Annotated in this window: 17 protein-coding genes; 6 read left to right on the forward strand and 11 right to left on the reverse strand. The window is 72.3% G+C overall.

Annotated elements, in window-relative coordinates:
* Positions 1–55: 55 nt before the first annotated feature.
* The gene (locus ACZ63E_RS32005; RefSeq protein WP_465339889.1) at positions 56–556 is read right to left on the reverse strand and encodes a GNAT family N-acetyltransferase; all 501 of its coding nucleotides are present in this window, start codon (positions 554–556) and stop codon (positions 56–58) included.
* Entirely contained in the window at positions 556–1,104 is a 549-nt protein-coding gene (locus ACZ63E_RS32010) for a dihydrofolate reductase family protein (protein ID WP_465339890.1), read from the reverse strand. Before ACZ63E_RS32010 ends, ACZ63E_RS32005 begins: the two co-directional genes overlap by 1 nt.
* A 94-nt stretch (positions 1,105–1,198) precedes the next feature.
* On the opposite strand from ACZ63E_RS32010, the gene ACZ63E_RS32015 reads away from it, so the two are divergent.
* Complete coding sequence (locus ACZ63E_RS32015) at positions 1,199–3,841, forward strand: ATP-binding protein (protein ID WP_465339891.1); 2,643 nt, start codon at positions 1,199–1,201, stop codon at positions 3,839–3,841.
* A gap of 25 nt (positions 3,842–3,866) precedes the next feature.
* Here the strand turns inward: ACZ63E_RS32015 and ACZ63E_RS32020 are convergent, their stop codons facing one another.
* Positions 3,867–4,286, reverse strand: coding sequence for a MarR family winged helix-turn-helix transcriptional regulator (locus tag ACZ63E_RS32020; RefSeq protein ID WP_465339893.1), 420 nt, complete (start codon positions 4,284–4,286; stop codon positions 3,867–3,869).
* A 56-nt stretch (positions 4,287–4,342) separates the two neighbouring features.
* Between ACZ63E_RS32020 and ACZ63E_RS32025 the strand changes: the two genes are divergently transcribed.
* Positions 4,343–4,852, forward strand: a complete 510-nt coding sequence (locus tag ACZ63E_RS32025; protein WP_465339894.1) for a DUF6790 family protein — start codon at positions 4,343–4,345, stop codon at positions 4,850–4,852.
* 200 nt (positions 4,853–5,052) lie between these two features.
* Here ACZ63E_RS32025 and ACZ63E_RS32030 read toward each other — a convergent pair whose 3' ends face one another.
* From ACZ63E_RS32030 to ACZ63E_RS32040, 3 genes are all read right to left on the reverse strand, one after another.
* Complete coding sequence (locus tag ACZ63E_RS32030; RefSeq protein WP_465339895.1) at positions 5,053–5,229, reverse strand: hypothetical protein; 177 nt, start codon at positions 5,227–5,229, stop codon at positions 5,053–5,055.
* Positions 5,230–5,302: 73 nt separating this feature from the next.
* Positions 5,303–8,395 carry an RHS repeat domain-containing protein gene (locus ACZ63E_RS32035; RefSeq protein WP_465339896.1) on the reverse strand — a complete coding sequence of 1,031 codons (3,093 nt, stop codon included), beginning with the start codon at positions 8,393–8,395 and terminating at the stop codon, positions 5,303–5,305.
* A 226-nt stretch (positions 8,396–8,621) separates the two neighbouring features.
* Complete coding sequence (locus tag ACZ63E_RS32040; RefSeq protein ID WP_465339897.1) at positions 8,622–10,601, reverse strand: ATP-binding protein; 1,980 nt, start codon at positions 10,599–10,601, stop codon at positions 8,622–8,624.
* Positions 10,602–10,724: 123 nt separating this feature from the next.
* Here ACZ63E_RS32040 and ACZ63E_RS32045 point away from each other — a divergent pair, with 123 nt between their 5' ends.
* The 4 genes from ACZ63E_RS32045 (at position 10,725) to ACZ63E_RS32060 (ending at position 14,192) form a co-directional block, all read left to right on the forward strand.
* Positions 10,725–11,606 (forward strand): cyclase family protein, encoded by an 882-nt coding sequence (locus tag ACZ63E_RS32045; protein WP_465339898.1) that lies wholly within the window; start codon positions 10,725–10,727, stop codon positions 11,604–11,606.
* A gap of 115 nt (positions 11,607–11,721) precedes the next feature.
* Positions 11,722–12,450 (forward strand): S1 family peptidase, encoded by a 729-nt coding sequence (locus ACZ63E_RS32050; RefSeq protein WP_465339900.1) that lies wholly within the window; start codon positions 11,722–11,724, stop codon positions 12,448–12,450.
* Between the two features lie 69 nt (positions 12,451–12,519).
* Positions 12,520–13,182, forward strand: a complete 663-nt coding sequence (locus ACZ63E_RS32055; protein ID WP_465339902.1) for a HEAT repeat domain-containing protein — start codon at positions 12,520–12,522, stop codon at positions 13,180–13,182.
* Positions 13,176–14,192 (forward strand): MerR family transcriptional regulator, encoded by a 1,017-nt coding sequence (locus ACZ63E_RS32060; RefSeq protein ID WP_465339903.1) that lies wholly within the window; start codon positions 13,176–13,178, stop codon positions 14,190–14,192. Before ACZ63E_RS32055 ends, ACZ63E_RS32060 begins: the two co-directional genes overlap by 7 nt.
* 41 nt (positions 14,193–14,233) lie before the next feature.
* On the opposite strand, the gene ACZ63E_RS32065 is transcribed toward ACZ63E_RS32060, so the two are convergent.
* From ACZ63E_RS32065 to ACZ63E_RS32085, 5 genes are read right to left on the reverse strand one after another with little or no spacing between them, the layout of a single operon-like run.
* The gene (locus ACZ63E_RS32065; RefSeq protein ID WP_465339904.1) at positions 14,234–14,869 is read right to left on the reverse strand and encodes an alpha/beta hydrolase; all 636 of its coding nucleotides are present in this window, start codon (positions 14,867–14,869) and stop codon (positions 14,234–14,236) included.
* Positions 14,870–14,872: 3 nt separating this feature from the next.
* Positions 14,873–15,793 carry a VOC family protein gene (locus ACZ63E_RS32070; protein ID WP_465339905.1) on the reverse strand — a complete coding sequence of 307 codons (921 nt, stop codon included), beginning with the start codon at positions 15,791–15,793 and terminating at the stop codon, positions 14,873–14,875.
* A gap of 16 nt (positions 15,794–15,809) precedes the next feature.
* A complete protein-coding gene (locus ACZ63E_RS32075) occupies positions 15,810–17,000 on the reverse strand; it encodes an acyl-CoA dehydrogenase family protein (RefSeq protein ID WP_465339906.1) in 1,191 nt (396 codons plus the stop codon).
* 26 nt (positions 17,001–17,026) lie between these two features.
* Entirely contained in the window at positions 17,027–17,560 is a 534-nt protein-coding gene (locus tag ACZ63E_RS32080) for a flavin reductase family protein (RefSeq protein WP_465339907.1), read from the reverse strand.
* Entirely contained in the window at positions 17,557–18,399 is an 843-nt protein-coding gene (locus ACZ63E_RS32085; protein WP_465339908.1) for a fumarylacetoacetate hydrolase family protein, read from the reverse strand. Before ACZ63E_RS32085 ends, ACZ63E_RS32080 begins: the two co-directional genes overlap by 4 nt.
* Positions 18,400–18,503 lie beyond the last annotated feature (104 nt).

Raw genomic sequence — 18,503 nt, forward strand, 5'->3', positions numbered from 1 at the left:
CGCGCTGGTCGGGCATTCGCGGTCGCGAGCGGCGTGACGGTGCTGCTCCTTCAGGTCATCCGGGGATCCGCCGGTTCGAGAAGTACGGCTTCCGGAACGGCAGGTCGTGGGCCAGCCAATGTTTCAGCGCCTCGTGGACCTTCGGGTAGTACTCGCGGTCGTACGCGTCCGGGGTCACCCACCAGCTGACGTCGACGTCGTGGTCGAGCAGATCCTCCGTGAGCTTCGTGCGGCCGCCCATCGGGTACAGGTAGCAGCACCCCAGGTAGCCGCCCGCCGGGTCGCGCAGGACGTAGGTGTACGAGCCGCCGTCGCGGAACTCGCACTCGTGCCACACCAGGTCGACGTAGTTGTACTCCTCGGTGACCGCTTCGGTCGGCCAGCCGCCGCCGCGGGTCTGGCGGATCAGGGCGAGGCCGGCGTTGATGCCCGCGACGTCGTCGGCCAGGTCGGCGCGGGTGATCGCCCGGGCGACCACGTCGCCGTGGGTCAGCTCCGCCGGGACCGTGACGCCCTGCGGCAGGACCAGTCTCTTGACGAACCCCTGGTAGTCCATCAGCGGACCTGGTAGCCGAGGATCACGATGCCCGAGTCGAGCTTGGTCACCGTGTCCAGTTCGAGCTGGGTCAGGGAGCCTTCGCGGAACAGCAGGTCCTGCGGGCCGCCCTGGCGCACGAGCAGCGGGTGGAACCACAGGCGGAGCTCGTCGAGCAGGCCGTGCTCCAGCAGCGCGTGCGTGAGCTGCCCGAAGCCGTACTGGATGATGGTGGCCCCCGGCTCGCCCTTCAGCTTCTCGATCGCGGCCACCGGGTCACCGGTGACGACCGTCGTGTTGGTCCACTCGGGATCGGTGAGGGTCCGGGAGACCACGTACTTGGCCATGGTGTTGATGTGGTCGCTCGCCGGGTCACCTGACCGGGTCGGCCACACGGGCGCGAAGCCCTCGTAGGTGCGTCTGCCCATGATGAGCGCGTCGGACGAGAGCAGCAGCTCGGTCTGCACGGCCTCACCCTGGCCGCCGTCAGGGCCGCTCGAGGGCCAGTGGTGCGGGCTCTCGATCACGCCGTCGAGCGAGATGTACGTCGAGTTGATGATGCGTCGCATGGGTGCCTCCCGTGGCCGGTTCGTCCGATGGGGAGAGCCTCCGCCACGCGGCCCGTCCGGGCATCCGTGCTCACCACGGATCGGGTACGGAATCATGTCCGGGGTGGGTGCGCTGCCGTGGGGAGAGATCTCGGCCAGGGAGGCCGAGGTGCTCGCGGACGTCGGCGAGCACCTGACGAACGCGCAGATCGCCGGCCGGCTGCATATCTCCGCCCGCACGGTCGAGAGCCACGTGTCGGCGCTGCTGCGCAAGAGCGGCGCGACCGACCGTCGCGAGCTGGCCACGCTCGCCGCCGAGACGGCCGAGCTCGGGGCGCGGGCCGAAGACGCCGTGCTGCCGGAGGCCCGGACCAGCTTCGTCGGCCGCGAAGAGGAGCTCCAGGCCGTGCGGGCGGCGATCGACACGACCCGGCTGGTGACCCTCACCGGGCCGGGCGGGGTCGGCAAGACCCGGCTCGCCGTCACGGCGGCCGCGGCCTCGCGGTTCCCGGCCGGCGTCGTGTACCTCGACCTCGTGCCGGTCCCGCCCGGGCAGGTGGTGGCCGCCGCGGCCGCCGCGCTCGGCGTCACCGAACGCCCGCCGCGGCCGCTGCTCGACAGCGTCGCCGACCGGGTCCGCGGCCGCGCGATGCTGCTGGTGCTGGACAACTGCGAGCACGTGCTCGACGACGTCGGCGAGCTCGTCGAGGCCCTGCTGCGCGCGGGCGGACGGCTGCGGATCCTCGCCACCAGCCGGGAACGGCTCGGTGTCACGGGCGAGGAAGCGCACGCGGTGCCGCCGTTGCCGCTCGGCTCGGCCGCCGAGACCCTGTTCCTCGACCGCGCCCGCGGCGCCGACCGCACGTTCGCCGCCGCTCCCGCACTGGTCACCGAGGCGTGCGCCCGGCTCGACGGGCTGCCGCTGGCCATCGAGCTGGCGGCCGCGCGGGCCGCCGCCCTTGGCGTCGACGGGCTTCTCACCGCGCTCGAAGACCGGCTGAGGGCGGTGGCCGGCGGCCGCGGCGGCGAGGCGCGGCACCACTCGCTGGGCGACGTGCTCGGGTGGAGCTACGACCTGCTGGAGCCCGCGGAACGCGCGGTGTTCCGGCGGCTCTCGGTGTTCGCGGCGGGCTTCGACCTCGACGCCGCGGCGGCCGTCTCGCCCCGCGAGCGCCCGAGCACGGTCGCGCACCTGCTCGGCCGGCTGGTGGAGAAGAGCCTGGTGGTCCGGCGCGGCGGCGACCGCACGCGGTACCGGCTGCTGGAGACGGTCCGAGCGTTCGCGCTCGAGCACTTCGCCGCCGACGAGGACCGCGACGACGTCCTACGGGCGCACCTGGAGTGGGCGAGCCGGGTCGCGGGGGAGCTGGAAGCCGGGCTCGACGACGACCGCGCGGCGCGCTACGACGAGGTGGTCGACGACCTGCGGGCGGCGTTCGCCCGGACCGGCGCGGAGCCGGATCCCGTGGCGCACCGGCTGGGCCGGGCGCTGGCCCACCTGACGTTCGCCCGGGGTTCGTTCGTCGAGTCCCGCGCGCACTATCGCGCCGCGGCCGACCGGGCCACCGCGCCCGCCGACGCCGTCCGGGACCTGCGCAGCGCGTCGGAGGCCGCGCAGTCGCTGGCCGACGGCGACGACGCGTTCGCCCTGCTGCTGACCGGCGCCGACCGCGCGGGTGACCAGCGGGACCGGGCCGTGCTGCTGGCGCTGGCCGTGACCCTCGCGACGCGCTTCGTCGGGGACTTCCGCCACGCGGTGCCCACGGCCCGCCGCGCGGACCTGCTGGCGCTGGCCGAACGGATCCCGGTCGAGGACCGTGAGCACGCGGCGGTGCTCGCGACTGCGCGGGCGTGGCACGCAGGGGCCGACCCGGCCGCCGCCGTCGAAGCCGCGCAGGACGCGGGCGATCCGACGCTGCTGCAGGGCGCCTTGGACAGCGCCAACTCGGCGGCCGCGCGTCAGGGCCGGCTGCGCGAGGCCTACCGCATCGCCCGCGAGCGGCTCGACTTGCTGCCCCAGCTCAGCCGGCACCGGCCGGCCGACGGCATCGAGATGTTCGACCTGTTCCACTCGGTCTCGGTGTGCGCGCTGGCGGTGGGCGACCTGCCGGGCGCGCTGGCCATCGCCGCCCGCGCCACGGAACAGGACCCGGTCAACGGCGACTACCCGTTCGTGTCGCGCCTCAAGTACCTGGCGCCGCTCACGCTGTCCGGCCGGTTCGACGAGGCCGTCGAGCTCGGCGAGCGGGCGTTGGCGGAGTGGCGCGCGGCGGGGGCTCCGCTCCTGGCGTGGCTGGCGCCGTCGGTGCAGGTGCTGGAGCTGGCGTCCGGTCTGCGTGGTGACCACGGGCTGTGGCGGGCTCGCACGCTGGAGTTCGCCGGTCACCCCGAGCCCCGCTCGGGCCGCCTCGCCGCCACCACGGCCTTCGTGGAGGCTCGACTGGCCGTCCACAACGGACATTTGACCGACGCGGATCGCCTGGTGCGCAACGCGTTCCAGGAGTTCCCGCAACAGTGGTACCGGGCGTACGCGAACGCGGCGGGTGCGGAACTGGCCGTCGTCGCTCAGCTGCCTGACGCGGAGAGATGGCTGGAGCAGGCTGAGTCGACGGCCGAGGAGAACGACTGGGCGGCGGCGTGTGTTGCCCGGGCGCGCGGCAGGTTCGGCGACGCCGCCGCTTTCGAGCGGTCCTTGGAGCTCTGGGAGCGCATCGGCGCGCGGTTCGAGCTGGAGTACACGCGGCAAGTGGCGGGCTGAACGGCCCGGGCCGCCGGCGGTGTGGTCAGTCGGATTCGAGGAGCTCCGCCAACCGGAGAGTGTCTTCGAGGTAGCGCTCGTACGGGAACCCGGCGGCGACCAACCCGGCGCGGAACTCGTCGTAGAGCGGTTTCCCGTTGACGTGGAAGGCTTTCCGGCCGGTCTCGGTGAGCGTGACCAGCCGCCGCCGCGCGTGGGTGGGGTCGATGACGATCTGGACCAGGCCGTCCGCTTCGAGGGGGCGTAGCGCTCGGCTGATCGCCGGGTCCGACACCGACAACGCCTGGGCCAGCCGATGCTGCGTCGCCGGTTCGATGTCCTCCAGCGTGCCGAGCAGGCGGATCTGACTGTAGGTCAGGCCCTCCTGGCCGTCGGTGCGCCGCCGGGCCGCGTCGCCCAGCAGCATGACCACGCGGTGCAGCAAGTCTGCGAGTCCTTCGTCCACGAGGTCAGCCTAGCAGAGTGTTGACGCGTTAATGTTAACCATGCAAGACTCAGGGCATGGACAACTTCGGTTACATCGCCCAGTCAGCCTTCCCTCTGGTCTGGATCGTGGTCCCGGCCATCGGCGCCTACCTGCGCGCCCGCCACGCCACCTCGGCCCGGGAGCGGCTGGAGATCTGGCAGCGCTGGTGGGCCATCGGCGCCTTCGGCATCGGCAGCCTCTGGATGACGGTGGCGTTCCTCGTCTTCCCGGACGTGATGGCCACCGCGATCGGCTTTCCCCGGACGCCGTTCCTGTTCGAGATCGCCTTCGCCAACCTCGGGCTGGCCATCATGGGCTTCCGCGCCGCTTCGGCGTCCGCCCGCGAGCGCATCACCATCGGACTCGGCGGCGGCATGTTCCTCTGGGGCGCCATCATCGGCCACCTCTACCAGTGGTTCGCCAACGGCGACCACGCCCCGGGCAACACCGGCGGCGTCCTCGTCACCGACCTGCTGATCCCGGCGGTCATGATCGTGCTCGCGGTACGGTCGCGGCGCCTGGCCGCCAGCCCTGTCGCGGTCTGAATCCGCGGGAGCCGGCCACCAGGGAAACCCGCCACGGCACCAGAACCGGCGAAGCGCGAACGGCCGACCGGCTCACCACGTTCGCCGACGCGGTGACACGACCGGCGCGATGCCGGGCTCCGCACCGGCCCACGGCAAGGAGTACCTGGCCTTCGCGCTCAGGTCCCGCTGTCGTTCCTCACCGGCCGGATCCTGGGTCGTCAGCCCGCCCGGCGGGACAGCAGCGGGGCCAGGCACGCGATGGCCGCGCAGAAGAACCCGATGGCCACGTACTGCAGGAAAGCCGGCCCGGCGGTCGCCGCGACGACCGCGCACACCACCGCGACCAGCGCCAAGAGCCCGCTGACGAGATATGTCTTCTTCCGGTTCGCCGGCACCGCGGCCACCTCTCCGATCGACGGCCGGTCTCCTGGCCCGGACCGGCACGGCCCGGGCCAGGAGACCACATGGTCACTTGTTGTAGGGCGAACCCACTGCCTTGCCCAGTTTGCCGAGGCCGAACCCGACGAGCCCGGTGGCGGCCCCGATCCCGCACCCGGCGGCGAGGTTCGACTTGTCCAGCGCGGCCGTGGCGAGGCCGCCGACGCAGCCGCCGATGACCGCCCCGCCGAGCGGGCCGAGGGGACTCGCGCTGAGCACGAACGTCACCGCGCCACCGATCAGCGCACCGGCCAGCGAATGCAGGAAGCTGTCCCCGTTGGGGTCACTGTTGTTGATCGGGTCGCTGTCGCCGTAGGCGTAGGCGTTGTCCTCCTGTCCGGTGGGATCGGGCTGGGTGAAGCGGGCGTAGACCGGGCTGTAGTGCCGGTAGCCGGTGAGGTATTCGCTGCTGGCGAGCTGGTAGCTGCCGAGCCAGCGCAGCCGGTTCGCCGAGCCCGCCGTGCCGGTGATGCTGGTGTTGAACCCGTAGGGCGTGTAGCCGTAGGTGGCGGTCACCGCGCCGGTGTCGTCGACCAGGGCGACCACGCTGCCCTGGTAGTCGGTGACGGCGTTGTGGTGCTTGCCCGCGGCGTCGACCAGGCCGGTGAGCTTGCCGTCGACGTCGTGGGCGTAGGTGGTGCTCGCGCCGTTGTCCACGGTGCGGGAGATGCCCAGCGCGGTGCGGGTGAAAACGTGCGTGACGGTGCTCGAGCCCACCTGCTCCCCGACCGAGGCGGCCTGGGTCTGGTCGAGCGTGTCGTAGGACGCGGTGAACAGGGTGCTGGTCCCGGAGGTGACCGACGTCAGCTGGTTGGTGTCGCTGTAGTGGGCCTGGCCGCCGGGGTTGGTGGTCGTCAGGTTGCCCGCGTTGTCGTAACCGACCGTGGTGCTGTCGATCTTGGTCATCTGGTTGGCGTCGTTGACGGTGTAGGTGTGCCCGTCGCCGCTGGTGACGTTGCCGACGTTGTCGTAGCCGTAGGTGCGGGCGCCGGCCTTGGTGAGGCGGCCGAAGCCGTCGTAGGTGTTGTCGGCGGTGCCGGTCGCGTCGGTGCGGGACTGGACCTGACCGGTGTCGGTGCCGTCGGGTTTGGTGTAGCGGAAGGTGGCGGAGTAGACCGTGGTCCCGGCCGGGTTCTTGACCGTGATCCCGGTCTGCCGGCCGGACTTGTCGACGCCGATCGTCTGCGTGCTCCCGCCCGGCAGGGTCGCCGAGGTGCGGTGGTCGGCGTTGTCGAACCCGTAGGTCGTGGTCTTGTTCGCCTGGTCCTTGACCGAGGTCAGCCGGTTCGCGGCGTCGTAGCCGTAGTAGACCCAGCCGGTCGGGTCGTCGACGGCGGTCACGTTGCCGGCGAGGTCGTAGTGGTAGGTCGCGGTGCCGGTGGCCGTGCCCGCGGTGCGCACCACACGGGTCAGCAGGCGTCGTTCGTAGCTGTTGGTCAGCGTGGCGCCGGCGGTCTGCGAGACCGTGCGGTTGCCGGTCTTGTCGTAGGTGTAGCCGGCCAGGCCGGTGCCGTCGGCCTTGGCGACGGAGACGACCCGGTCGAGCTTGTCGTAGCCGTAGACCAGCTTGACGCCGTTGCCGTCGGTCACGCTGGTCAGCCGCGACAGCGAGTCGTAGGTGTAGGTGGTCGGCCGGAGCGGCAGCGGCGGGGTGACCTTGGTCAGGTTGCCGGCGGTGTCGTAGCCGTAGGTCGTGGCGTGGCCGTTGCCGTCGGTCGCCTTGGTGACCAGGCCGGTGCTGTACTCGTACTTCGCGACGTCGGCGTTGAGCGCGTCGGAGTGGACGGTGGTGAGGTTGCCGGCGTTGTCGTAGCTGTTGTTCACCTTGTCGCCGGAGAAGTCGGCGATCTGTGTGGGCAGGTGCGGGTGGGCGGTGTCGGTGTAGCCGACGGACATCGCCGCGCCGGTCGGGAGCTTGCCGCCCTTGAGGTTGTTCAGCGGGTCGTAGTCGTAGGTCACCGAGTTGGTCAGCCCGTCGGTCAGCGACGCGACGTCGCCGTGCGCCGACCACGACTGCCCGCGGCTGTGCCCGAGCGCGTCGGTGGCCTTGGTCTGCCGGCCGTCGCTGTCGAACGTGTAGGTCGTCGGGTGGCCGTTCGGGTCGGTCACGGTCGTCGTACTGTCGCCGTAGACGTAGCCGGTGGTGCTGGCGGTGCCGCCGAAGTTCGGCTCGGCGACCTGGGTGACCCGCCCGCCGGCGTCGTAGGTCAGCGTGTAGGTCCGGCCCTCGGTCGAGGTCAGGCTCGTCACCCGGCCGTCGGCGTCGAGGCCGAACCTGGTCTGGTCGCCGGCGCGGTTGGTGATGGTGGTGAGGTGGCCGTTGCCGTCGTAGCCGTAACCACCGGCCGTCAGCCCGGTCGGGTCGGTGATCGAGGTGAGCTTCCCGGCGCCGTCGTAACCGGCGGTGGTGACCCGGCCCTGGGTGTCGGTGATCGACGCCAGCGAGCCGTCGGACGGGTTGTAGCGGTAGGTGATCGCGTGTCCGTTGCGGTCGGTTTGCGAGGACAGCCTGCCGTCACCGGTGAACAGCTGCACGTCACCCGAGTCGTCCTGGACGAGGGTGTAGCTGCCGTTGGAAAGCTTGGTCAGGGTGGCGTGCGCGCCCGACGGCGTGTCGTAGCCGCCCGCGCCGTTCTCGTCGTAGTACTCGCAGTGGCCCGAGGCGTCCCGCACGATGACGGTGCCGGTCCGGAAGTCGAGGCTGACGTCCGGGCCGCTGGAGATGGACCAGTACGAGCCCAGCGCTCCGCCGAACAGCGTGGTGCTGTTGTAGACCGCGTCGAACGACGTGTTCAAGCCGGTGCCCTTGACGGTGAGCGCGCGGTCGGTGATCACCGCGTTGCCGCTGTCCCGGTTGACCAGCAGCTCCGTCCGGTCCGAAATCGCGTAGCGGTCCATCGGGAACCAGGACTGCGTCCCGACGCCGGAGTAGGTGGCACACGTGACCGACCGGGGCGAGAGCGACGCCGCCGGTCTGGACGGGACCGCGGCGGCCGGAACCCCGGTGGGGGTGCGGTTCACCTGGGCCGGCGGTGTCCACGACACCGGCAGCGGAACACCACCCCGGCCGGTTCCCGGGGCCGCGACGGCCACCGCGGGCACCGCGGCGACGAGGGCGAACACGGACGTGAGCGTGATTGTGCGCAGCGCGAACCGCCGCAACGTTTTTTGTTGCATCAGAAGGTAGATCTCCCCTCGGAGCCACTGGCTCCACCCCTGGCAGCCTGGCGCCGCCAGACGTCGTCACGCTAGCGGCGGGAGCGACGAGGGCGCAGCACGGCAAAACATGACCACTCGAATGGACCTGAGGTGAATCTCAAACCCTGGTCCGATCGGCGGCGGGCACCGGTCAACCCCGGTGACTCTCCGTTTCCCGGTCCCACAGCACATCGGTCAGCCGCGCGACCGCTTTGTCCCGATGTCGCCGGAAAGTGTTGAATGACAGGTGCAGGGATTCCGCGACGCGCTCTTGGACACCGGTCGGTCGCAGGAACGTGCGCTCGAGCAGCACACCGAGATCGGGCTTCAAACCCGCGGCCGTTTCCTCGAGCAGCTCCCGCAGATTTTCCGCGGGCGTGCGGTCGGCCCGCCCGTGCTCCCGGACCATCCGTGACCGCAGCAACGGGTTCGCCTCGAACAGCTCCGGCTTCTGCAACGTGCGCAAGGCAGCTCGGACGGCGTCGGTGAACTCCGGCCGGGACAGCGCCGCTTCGCCGAGGGCCTGCCGCGTCGACACGCCGATCTGGTTGGCGTGCAACAGGTCCGTGTACTTCTCGAGGCCGGTCCGTCGCCAGTCGTGCGCGAACACCGGGAACCGTGAGCCGCCGACGGTGTAGGCGGCTTCGCGCGCCGCCCGGAAGTCGAGGGATTCCATCGAGGGCGCCCACAGCTCACCGTCCTCGAACGCGCCCACGAGGCTCCACGCCGTGGTGTCGCCGATCAGGAGGATGTCCAGGATCTGCCACGCGACGAACAGCGTCAGTGACGGCGACGGGCGTTGCCCGTGGTCGCGGTCGAGGAAGAAACGCCAGGCGCGGACCCGCTCGCCGGAGCGGGCCGGCCCGTGTTTCGAGGCATGGTCCCACATCGCGTCGACGCCCGGGTCCACCCCGACGTCCGCCTCGGTCACGTCCAGGCGTGCGCCGTAACCCTGCGGTTCACCGGTCGCGGTGCGGAACACCCGGAAGGCCTCGGGCCGGCGCTCCAGCCAGTACGCCACGAGGTCGGCCTGCTCGCGCCCCTGCCACTCGGCGGTCATCGCGACGATCGGCGCCCGGTCGTCGTTGTGCAGCTCGTCGGCGTAGGCCTGCATCGTCGGCGGCAGCGACGCCAGCGCGGCGTGCGGGGACCGGGTGCCGTTCAGCACGACGGTCAGCACCGTCAGGTCCAGCTGCTCCCGCTCACTCGTCGTCGCCCGGACCTGGGCGTGGAACACGGCGAGCTTCCTGCGGTACAGCTCGGCGTACCGGCCGGGGTCGCGCCAGCGCAGGTCGGCGGTGATGGCGTCGCGGACGACGTCGTGCGGATAGAGCCCGTACGGGGTCTCCTCGACGAACGCCTGCGTCCGCAGCCAGGCGAACATCTCCGCGGCGTCCTCGCCGGTCATCGCGCGCAGCAGGTCCTCGGTCGTGACGAGCAGCAGCGCGCAGACGTCCAGCGCCAGGCGATGCCGGGCGCTCGGCACCTCGTCCAGCAGCTGCGCGAGCAACGCGCCCACGCCGCCGGGCACGTCCGACAGTGTCCGCGGCGCGACACCCCGGCGCACGGCGTCCACCATCATCGACAGGGTGAGCGGGTGGCCGCGGCTGATCTTCAGCAGCCGCTCGTGCCTCTCCGCGGGGACCTCCTGAGCGGTCAGGTACGCGCATCCCTCCTCGGCCGGCAGGTTGCCGAGCTCGATGACGCGCAGCAACGTCCGCCAGGCCGGGTCCGCGCGCCACCGCGGGCCGGGGCCGCGCCGCCCGGCGATCACCACCAGGCAGGTCGCGGGCAGGGAAGGCACGTAGTGCTCGCGGACCCAGTCGTCGAGCGGCTCCAGCAGTTCGTACGTGTCGATCAGCAGCACGGCGGGCGCGTCGCCGGCCGGGACGGGCAGCGCTCCGCGTCCGAGGGTCAGGTGCCGGGCGTCCACCCGAACCGGCTCGAAGCCCTTCTCGATGGCCAGGTCGGAGAACGTGTCGAGCAACGCGCTCTTGCCCACCCCGCCGACCCCGTGCACGAAGAGCACGCCGGGTGCGCCGAGCGCGTCCCGGAACACGGCGACCTCCTCGTCCCGGCCGGTGAAGGACCGCCGCCGCAGCTCCCGCACGGTGTCTCCGAGTGAGGTCATGCGCCCGACTGTAGCCACGACGGCCCGCCGGGATGGGCACCAGCTGGGCACCGGATGGGCTGGTGGCCGTGCGCGGGCGCTGTGACGATCTTGCTGCGTCGTCCCCGAGTGAAGGAAGTGGTCATGGATCAGAGCTTTGCCGAGTTCCCGAGCAACTGGGGGCGCTGGGGCGACACCGACCAGCTCGGCACCGTCAACCTGATCACCGCGGAGGCCCGCGCCCGCGGAGTTGCCCAGGCGCGGACCGGATCGACGGTGTCGCTGGCGCGGAAGACCCCGGCCGCGCCCTTGATGGGCGGGCCGATGGCCGCGCTGCAGGCGGACACCACGGGTGTGCAGACCATCATGTCGTTCACCGGTTCGCCGCCGCTGGCGATGGCCGAGCTGATGCTCGTCACGACGCACCATCCCGAGGTGACACACCTGGATGCGTTGTCGCACATGGTCATGGACGGGCAGGTGTACCCCGGGATCGCGCAGGCGGACAGCTCCGGGCCCGGGGGAGTGACCCACGGCGCCGCGGACGTGTTCGCCGACGGGATCGTGACCCGCGGTGTGCTGCTCGACCTGGCCCCGGACGGCAGGCTGCCCGACGGCCACGCGGTCACGGCCGGCGACCTGGAGGCGGCCGCCGCGCGCGAGGACGTCGTGGTGGAGCAGGGTGACGCCCTGGTGGTGCGGGCGGGCTGGGACCGGGTGCCCGATCACGGCCGGGCGCTACCGGGGATGACCTCGGGCGCGGTCCGGTGGATGCACGACCGCGGGATCGCCGTCTACGCAGGCGACATCGGTGACGCGTCACCGCCGCTGAAGGACGACTTCCCCGGCGCGCTGCACCGCCTGGGACTCGGCCGCCTCGGCCTGGTGCTCATCGACGGCGCCCGCGGTGAGGAGCTCGTCGCGGTCTGCCGGGAGCAAGGCCGGTACACGTTCCTGTTCGTGGCCGCGGTTCCGCGCATCCTCGGCACGACCGGCCTGCCGGTGAACCCGCTGGCCATCTTCTGAGGCTGAGGTCCGAAAGGACCAGCCGTGGCCTCACCCGGCCGATGATCGCGAACCCGGCGAAGTCCGGTCAGTCCTGGAAGGATTTGCGGCAGCCGCCGTCCCGAAAGGAATCCGCGTGAGGTTTCGCCGTCTCGCTGTCCTGCTGGCGCTGGTCGCGCCGGCCGTTGTCGTCTTCGCGCCCGGTGCGTCCGCCGTGATCGGTGGCTCGGTCAGCACGACCGCGCCGTGGGCGGTGCGGATGCTGGTCGACGGCAAGGGGGAGTGCACCGGCACCGCGATCACCCGGGAGTGGGTCATCAGTGCGTCGCACTGCTTCTTCGAGCAGGCCGAGCCCATCGCGGACGCGCGCATCGAGTTCCGCGTCGGCAGCCTCGACCAGCGCACCGGCACCCGCGTCCACCCCGTGCCCGGGCGCAGGCAGGGCGCCACGGAGGCGGACATGATGCTGGTCAAGGTGCCGCCGATGGCCGTCACGCCGGCGAAGCTGCCCGGCTCGGGGCCGGTGCGCGCCGGCCGCCTCGTCCGCCAGTACGGCTGGGGCGCCACCTGCCGGGGTGACGAGAACGCATGCCAGTCGGACGTGCTCAAGCAGGCCGACCTGCGTGTCCTGCCCGTCGGCGACCGGCGGTGCGAGGGGTTCGCCGAGCCGGGCGGGACCGACTTCTGCACGGCCGGTGTCACCGGCGTTCCCGCGGGCGGCGACTCCGGCGGCCCGGTCATGGGCACCGGCGCGACGGCCGACACGCTCGTCGGGGTGTTCGACACCTCCGACCGGGAGAAGATCGCCGGCGCGGGAGACGTCTTCCGGCAGCTTCCGTGGATCCGCCGGGTCCTGCGCGGTTGATCATTTCGTGAACGGCGCTTGACCTTGACATCGTGTCAAGGTCTTCACTGGGCGCAGGAGGTGATCGACATGAAAACGCAGGACACGCGCCTGCTCGACGCGCTGGCCGCGGCGAGCTCGTCCACGCGGCTGCAGGCGGCGCTGGCGATCGGCACGAACCCCGGTCCCGGCCTCGTCGACGCGCTCGTGGCGCGGTGCGCGATCGAACCGGACTTCTTCGTGCGCGACATGCTCACCTGGGCGTTGACCCGCCACCCGGCGGAGCTCACGGTGCCCCGGCTGCGCGCGGAGCTCCTGTCCGAGCGTCCGCAGGCCCGCAGCCAGGCGCTGCACACGCTGTCCAAGATCGGCGACCGGGACGTCTGGCCCGCCATCACCCGGACCCTGCTGCACGACCCCGACGACGAGGTCGCGCGCAGTGCGTGGCGGGCCGCGGTGATCCTGGCGCCGACGCCGGAGCACCCGGGCCTGGCCGTGGACCTGGCCGCCCAGTTCGGTCGCGGCGACCGGACCGTACAGCTGAGCCTCAGCCGGGCGCTCGTCGCGCTCGGCGAGACGGCGGTGCCGGTCCTGCGGTCGGCGTCGGCGAGTGCGGACCCGGCGGTGCGCGCGCACGCCCGCGCCACCGAACGGCTTCTGCGTGACCCGGACGCGGGGTTCGACCTGGCCGTCGACGAGGCGAAACGGGTCGTCGCGCTCGGCCCGGAGCGGGCCGGGGGAGCGGGGTGCTGATCGGCGAGGTGGCCCGGCGGTCCGGGGTGAGCACCCGGATGCTGCGGCACTACGACTCCCTCGGGCTGGTGCGGCCGACCGGCCGGACCGTGGGCGGCTACCGCGAGTACTCCGCCGAGGACATCCGCCGGATCTTCCACGTCGAGAGCCTGCGGTCCCTGGGGTTGTCGCTGCGGGAGATCGGCCGGGCGCTGGAGGATCCCGGCTTCGCGCCGGCCACGCTGGTCGGTGATCTCATCCGGCGGACCGAGGAGCGGCTGAAGCGGGAGCAGGAGCTGCTCGAGCGGCTCCGCCGGGTGGACGCTTCGGCGCCGTCGGGCTGGGAGGGCGTGCTGCGGATCGTCGAGCTGCTGCACGGGCTCGACTCGCCCAGCCCGGCGCGCCGGCAGCAGGCCGTGCTGGCCCCGGCCGAGGAGGTGCCGGTGCCCGCGGAGCTGCTGGCCGGCGCGGTCCTCGCGGAGGCCGACCCGAACGTCGCCGGCGCGCTGCGGTGGGCGCTCGCACGGGCCGGTGGTGACGGGGTCGCCAGTGTGGCGTGCGGGGTGCGCTCGGCGGACGTCGACGTCCGCCGCCGCGCGGTCCGGGCGGTCGCCGGGATGCCCGGCGCCGAGGCGGAGGCGCTGCTCGCCGAAGCGCTGGCGGACGCGGACGCGGCGGTGCGCAGGCAGGCCGCGCTGGCCCTGGGCGCACGAGGCCTGGACGCGGCGGTGCCGACGCTCGTGGCCATGGTGGTCGAGGGCGTGAACGACGTCGACGCGGGCGAGGTCCTGGGCACGCTGTCGCTCGAACCCGGGTCCGCGGAAGGGATCATGGGTGCGCTGGTCGCCGAGCTCGGCACCCCTGCGGCGGACTCGGCGGTGCGGATCCGGCTGGCCCAGGCGCTGGCCGAGCTGCCGGGAACGATCGCACACGGACCGCTCCGGCAGCTGGCCGGCGACGAGGACCGGGCGGTCGCGCTCGTGGCGTCGGCGCTCGCGGACGTGGTCGGGGCACGCTCGACCGGCGCCTGACGTCCCGGGATGATCGCCCTGAGGCCGCCGGGTCCAGGGTTTCACCGCCGCCCGAACGCCCAGGCGACCATCCGCGGGAACTCCGCCGCCCAGAACGGGCCGCCGTGCTCACCGGCTCGCTCGGCCGACACGACCTCCCCGCCCGCGGTGCGCAAAGCGTCCGCCCACCGGGTCGCGTTCGCCGCGAAGAACGGTTCCTCGCTCCCGGCTACCAGGTAGACGCGGGGGAGCGGGTTCGGCAGCACGGCGGGTGGCCGGTAGCCGCCGCCCGGGGAGGCGGAGAAGACCACGCCGTAGACGTCCGGATGCCGGAGTCCCAGTGCGAGCGACAGCTCGCCACTCGCCGACACCCCGCACACCGCGGTGCGTTCGGCGGGCAAGGCGGCGCCGAAGCGCGAGTGCACCCAACGGCGGACGTCCTCGGTGAAGAACCGCTCGTGCGCCGCGAAGCGGGTTTTGTCGAACGACGGCGAATATTCCTGGAGGCGCGCCGTTTCCTCGGGCGTCCGGTGAGCGCCGACGATCATCGTGGGTGGCAGCCCGGCGGCTTCGAGGTGCGCGCCCCATCGCGAGATCAGCTGACCGTCGCCGGCGTACACGACCGCTTCGGGCGGATCCGGCGGCACGTACACCGTGACCGCCCGCCCGCCGTCGTAGTCGAAGGTTTCGGTGACCACCCCTCAAGCGCCGTCGTGGGCGTCGGTCATCAACTCCGCCAGGTCCTCCGGGGCGAGGAACGACGGCGGGGGCGGCGGCCCCCACGCGTAAAGGCTCTTCTCCCCGGCGACCACGCGGGGCTCCCAAAGCTGGTCCTCGAGAATGCAGTCGATGTCCGAGTAGTACTCCGAGAAGTTGCCCGCGGGATCACGCAGGTACCAGAAGAAGTTCGAGCCGATGTAGTGCCGGCCCAGGCCCCAGGTGTGGCGCTCCGGGTGGCCCTCCAGCATCGAGGTGGCGCCGCGGCCGACCTCGTCGACGTCGTCGACCTCCCAGGACGTGTGGTGCAGGAAGCTGACCGGCGCCTGCTGCACCAGCACGTTGTGGTGGTCGGTCGAGCAGCGCATGAACGACGCGAAGCCCGGGGCCTCGTCGCTGACCTTGAACCCCAGCCCCTCGGTGAAGAACCGCTGCGTCGCGGCCTGGTCGGTGGAGCCGAACACGACGTGGCCGAGCTTGCGCGGCCGCACCGCGGACTCGCGGTCGATGCCCGGCGCGCGGGTGTTCGGCCGCCGCGCCACGCCGGGGCCGTTGTAGGCCACCGGCTCCGGCGTTTCCTGGCGGATCCGCGGCGCCACCGACACCACGACGTCGAGGCCGGTGACGGGGTCCTTTGTGTACAGTGCGTCGCCGGTGATGTGACTTTCGACGTCGAGCCGGGCCAGGGACGCGGTGATGCGGCCGAGGTCGTCCGGGTCGTCGGCGCCGATGCCGAGGGTGAGCAGCCGGCGGTGCGGGGTCTGCCGGAGCTCGAGCTGCTCGCCGCCGTCGGCCGTGGCGAAGCCGGACTCGGTCGGCGTGAGACCGAACTCCGTGTAGTACTTGGCGGTCTCGTCGACGTCCGGGACGCCGATGGCGATCTTGGTGAGGCGGTGCAGGCTCATGACTTGTCCCTCCGGGTCAGATGAGCGGGGTGATCTGGTCGTCGCGCCCGAGCAGGGCCTTGCCGTAGACCTCGTAGTTGACCGCGGGCAGCACGATCGCGTGCCGGGCGGCGACCGCCGAGTCGCGCCAGATCCGCTGCAGCGGGTTGACCTCGGCGAAGCTGCCCGCGCCGTGCGCCGAAAGCAGGATGTCGATCGCGCGGGTGATGTTCTCGACCGCCCACCCGGTGTCGGCCCGCACCCGCGCCCGGACTTCGACGCCGGGGTAGTCCCCGCTCGCCGACGCCGTGTCGATGTCGTCGGCCGCGCGGTAGGCGTGCAGGTGGGCGGTGTCGATCCGCATCGCGGCCTCGGCGAGCTGCAGCTGGAACGCGACGGAGTCCGCCTGGGCGACGTAGTTCGTGTAGGAGACCGGCTTGCGCGCGGCCTTCTCCTTGACCAGCTTCAGCGCCTTGCGGCCGAGACCGAGCTGCGGCCCGGCCAGCACCAGCGTGAGCACCGGGACGAGCGCGGCGCGGAACAGGTCCTCTTCGGGGTCGCCGTTCGCGTACTGCCCGCCGATGGCCGGCGGCACCGTCATCACGCGGTGCTCGGGCACGAAGACGTCGTCGGCGATCAGGCAGTTGGACCCCGACGAGCGCATCCCGGCCACGAACCACGTGTCCTCGAAACCGAGGTCGGTCCGGGGGAGGAGGGCCATGCCCTGGTCGACGACCTCGCCGCGCTCGTCGGTCAGCGGGATGCCCAGGCCGGCCCAGTCGGCGTGCCACGAGCCGGAGTTGTAGTACCAGCGCCCGGTGACGCGCCAGCCACCGTCCACTTTGGTCGTCTCGGCGGTCGGGGCGAGCACACCGGAGACCTTCGCGTCCGGGTTCGCGCCCCAGATGTCGTCCTGGGCCTGGACGCTGAACAGCCCGGCGAGCCACGCGCAGACGTTGCTCAGCGCGACGACCCAGGCGGTGCCACCGTCCGCTTCCCCGACCGCGGCGGAGACGTCGAGCATCGCGCGCACCGGCAGCCCGTAGCCGCCGTACCGGCGGGGCTGGGCGATCTTGAACGCGCCGGCGTCGGTCAGCGCCGTGATGCTCTCTTCGACGACGCGCCGGTCGGCCTCGCCCTGGGCTGCGTTGCGCTCCAGCAGCGGCTGGAGGTCGGCGATGCGGGCGAGAACCGGGTCGGCCGTGGGCTGTTCGGTCGCGAGGGTCATGACGGCGGTGTCCTTTCCGAAGCGGGTCAGCGGGCGCAGGCGGCGATCTGGTCGGTGATGAGCGGGCGCGGCCGCTCGGCGAAGCGGGAGTGGGTGCCGAACGTGCGGTGGGCGTACACGAGCGGTGGCAGGTCGGTCCGGCCCAGGCCGGTGACCAGGCCGAACAGCAGGAGGTGGTCGCCGGCCTCGACGACGCGGTCGAGCGCGCAGGCCACCCAGCCGGCGGCGTCGCGCAGCCGGGGCAGGCCGCGGTCGGCGAACCACGCCGTCTCGCCGCCGAAGCGGTCGGCGCCGCGGGTGGCGAACCGGACGGCGAGGTCGTCCTGGCCCTGCCCGAGCAGGTTCACGCCGAACTTCCCCGCGTCGAGGATCTCGGCCAGGAGCGCCGAGCGCCGGTCGAACGCGACGCTCACCAGCGGCGGGTCGAGCGAGAGCGAGGTGAACGAGCTGACCGTCGCGCCGTGCGGGCGGCCCTCGGTGTCGCTCGTGGTGACAACGGTGACCGGCGCGCAGACCGCGGTCATGACCGCGCGGAACCGGTGACCGTCCACAGTGGTCATGCCGGTTCCGTGAACCGGTGGCGCAGCACGCCGATGCCTTCGATCGTGGTGACCAGCTCGTCCCCGGCGGCCAGGAACCGCTGCGGGGAGCGGGCCATGCCGACCCCCGACGGAGTCCCGGTGAAGATGACGTCGCCGGGCCGCAGCGGCAGGATCGCCGACAGCCGCGCGACGAGCTCAGGCACCGAGAAGATCAGGTCGCGGGTGCGGCCTTTCTGCACGGGTTCGCCGTTGACCGCGCAGTCCAGTTCGAGGTTGTCGCGGTCGGCGAACTCGTCCGGGGTGACCAGCCACGGCCCGGTGGGCCCGAAGCCGGGCGCGGACTTGCCGAGGCTGAACTGCGGCGCCGGCCCGGCCAGCTGCACCGCGCGGTCCGAGAGGTCCTGGCCGGCGGTCAGCCCGGCGACGTGGTCCCAGCCGTGCTCGGCGGCGACGTTGCGCGCTTCCCGGCCGATGACGGCGACCAGCTCGACCTCCCAGTCCACCATCGGCCCGGTGAGCGCGACCTCGCCGTACGGACCGGTCAGGCAGCTGGGGAACTTGGTGAACACGGCGGGGGAGTCGGGCAGGCCGAGGCCGGATTCGGCGGCGTGGTCGCGGTAGTTCAGCCCGACGCCGAAGACCTGCGCCGGGGTGGGGGAGGGCGCTCGCAGGTCCGTTTCGTCGAAGGCCTCGGCGTCGGCGACCGGGGCGTCGGCGGCCCACGCCGTGAACTCGTCCCAGCGGGCGTACACCGCGTGGGGGTCGGCGGCGAAACGCTGTCCGCTGGCCCGTTCGACGTCGACGGCGCCGCCTTCGGTGAGGAGGACGAGCCGGCCGGCGAGGTTGGCGATCCGCATCGGAAGACCTTTCGGTTGAGGAGTCCCGACGTCATACTCTGCCCGCGGTATCCGACTGTCAAGAAGAGAATCGATTCTTGAGGGGAGAGTGTGTTACCGTCTCG

The organism is Amycolatopsis sp. NPDC104819 (assembly GCF_055583145.1).

Bases quoted from the DNA above. Each gene is read 5' to 3' on its own strand.
- ACZ63E_RS32005 (WP_465339889.1), bottom strand. From the start codon at position 556: ATGGACTACCAGGGGTTCGTCAAGAGACTGGTCCTGCCGCAGGGCGTC.
- ACZ63E_RS32010 (WP_465339890.1), bottom strand. From the start codon at position 1,104: ATGCGACGCATCATCAACTCGACGTACATCTCGCTCGACGGCGTGATC.
- ACZ63E_RS32015 (WP_465339891.1), top strand. From the start codon at position 1,199: ATGTCCGGGGTGGGTGCGCTGCCGTGGGGAGAGATCTCGGCCAGGGAG.
- ACZ63E_RS32025 (WP_465339894.1), top strand. From the start codon at position 4,343: ATGGACAACTTCGGTTACATCGCCCAGTCAGCCTTCCCTCTGGTCTGG.
- ACZ63E_RS32040 (WP_465339897.1), bottom strand. From the start codon at position 10,601: ATGACCTCACTCGGAGACACCGTGCGGGAGCTGCGGCGGCGGTCCTTC.
- ACZ63E_RS32045 (WP_465339898.1), top strand. From the start codon at position 10,725: ATGGATCAGAGCTTTGCCGAGTTCCCGAGCAACTGGGGGCGCTGGGGC.
- ACZ63E_RS32055 (WP_465339902.1), top strand. From the start codon at position 12,520: ATGAAAACGCAGGACACGCGCCTGCTCGACGCGCTGGCCGCGGCGAGC.
- ACZ63E_RS32070 (WP_465339905.1), bottom strand. From the start codon at position 15,793: ATGAGCCTGCACCGCCTCACCAAGATCGCCATCGGCGTCCCGGACGTC.
- ACZ63E_RS32075 (WP_465339906.1), bottom strand. From the start codon at position 17,000: ATGACCCTCGCGACCGAACAGCCCACGGCCGACCCGGTTCTCGCCCGC.
- ACZ63E_RS32080 (WP_465339907.1), bottom strand. From the start codon at position 17,560: ATGACCACTGTGGACGGTCACCGGTTCCGCGCGGTCATGACCGCGGTC.
- ACZ63E_RS32085 (WP_465339908.1), bottom strand. From the start codon at position 18,399: ATGCGGATCGCCAACCTCGCCGGCCGGCTCGTCCTCCTCACCGAAGGC.